Here is a 1,343-nt window from a genome sequence, read left to right as displayed (position 1 = left end):
ATCTACGTCAGCCCCTTAATTTTTATAAACCGAGTTTTATTTTTTTGAGTATTAAGAAAATAGCGGTATAAATTTAGTTTTATTAAAAATAACTCAATCAATTTTATGGATTGAGTTATTTTTTATATTTAAATAGATCTGATTATCTATTAAAAATATGTCAGAATATCGACTTTTATACGTCTAAATAAATGCCAAGAATTTTTGGCATTAGATAAACTTTTAATGATATTTAAGGAGATGTATGAAAAATATAAAGTCATATTCTATGACAACTTTAATTAAACTTGTCGGCTTGATAACTTTTTCTTTAGCAATATTTCCTCAATCCGGATATGCTCAATCAATGATGAATGACAAACCGGTAAATCGGACTATGATGCAAAAAGAAAATGTTATGCAAGTAACCAGTTCTGCCATTATAAATGGGAAATTCAACGATAAATACGGTAAACGGGGAACGCAATTTACTGTAAATGGTATGCCGTCATACTCAATTCCCTTTGAAATTAAAAATGCACCGAAAAATACTAAATCCTTTGCGGTTGTTTTTGAAGATAAAGATGCTGCCGAAGTCGCCGGGTTTGTGTGGACTCATTGGCTAATTGCTGATCTGGAACGTACTTCTGTTGCGGAAAACGAAAGTGTTTCGGCGAAAGACTTTGTTCAGGGCGCAAATAGTTGGGCAAGTAAATTAAATAATCTATCTATTGCAGAGGCCTCCGGATATGGTGGAATGGCTCCGCCAAATAAACCCCATCGCTATGAATTGTATGTGTATGCATTGGATAAAAAACTTAATTTAAAGCCGGGTTTTAGATTTAATGAACTACATTTTGCAATGAAAGATCATATTCTTGCACAAGCCTATTTAGTCGGAGTTTATGACTCTGAATAAAAACTCATTTTAGTTTAATCCGCATGTGAAAAATTAATATTAGCGTGCGGATTTTTTTATCAATGAGTTTAATCGATAAGTTTATTTTAAATAAGACGAACATTAGAGAACGGATTTACTAATGATTTAAGTAACAAGTGCATGGCGGGTATTTATGATTCACCACAACTATTTTAATTATTTAGTTGTGTGCAAAATAAGCATATTTTTCTTATGCTAGAGATATTTTACATTAAATAAAGGATTATCATCTAGCCAAAAGGTAAAGGTGACCGGTTTATCCATTAATGCGGAAAAAGGAATATTCGAATCAAACCTCGACAGGTTTAATTCTAACTTAAAAGGTTCGGAGAGCCCTTCGATTAAATGAAAACTCACCACATCAAAATGATATTTATCGCTGGTATTAAGAGTGTAGCGGTAGTTGGATTGGGTTGTCATAAAT

General features: G+C 32.2%; 1 protein-coding gene and 1 pseudogene. One reads left to right on the top strand and one right to left on the bottom strand.

The features are described from left to right. The first annotated feature begins 397 nt into the window (after positions 1-397). On the top strand, positions 398-898 hold the full coding sequence (locus tag BKL51_RS11515) for a YbhB/YbcL family Raf kinase inhibitor-like protein (RefSeq protein ID WP_077466785.1): 501 nt from the start codon (positions 398-400) through the stop codon (positions 896-898). Positions 899-1,114: 216 nt separating this feature from the next. On the opposite strand, the pseudogene BKL51_RS11920 reads toward BKL51_RS11515, so the two are convergent. Then, positions 1,115-1,343: pseudogene (locus tag BKL51_RS11920) on the bottom strand (type VI secretion system tip protein VgrG); the annotation flags it as partial.

This window comes from Rodentibacter sp. Ppn85 (genome assembly GCF_001999335.1).
In the GTDB taxonomy this organism is placed as follows: Bacteria; Pseudomonadota; Gammaproteobacteria; order Enterobacterales; family Pasteurellaceae; genus Rodentibacter.
Note: the sequence above shows the minus strand (reverse complement) of the source record. Positions and strands in the feature narration are given on the sequence as shown.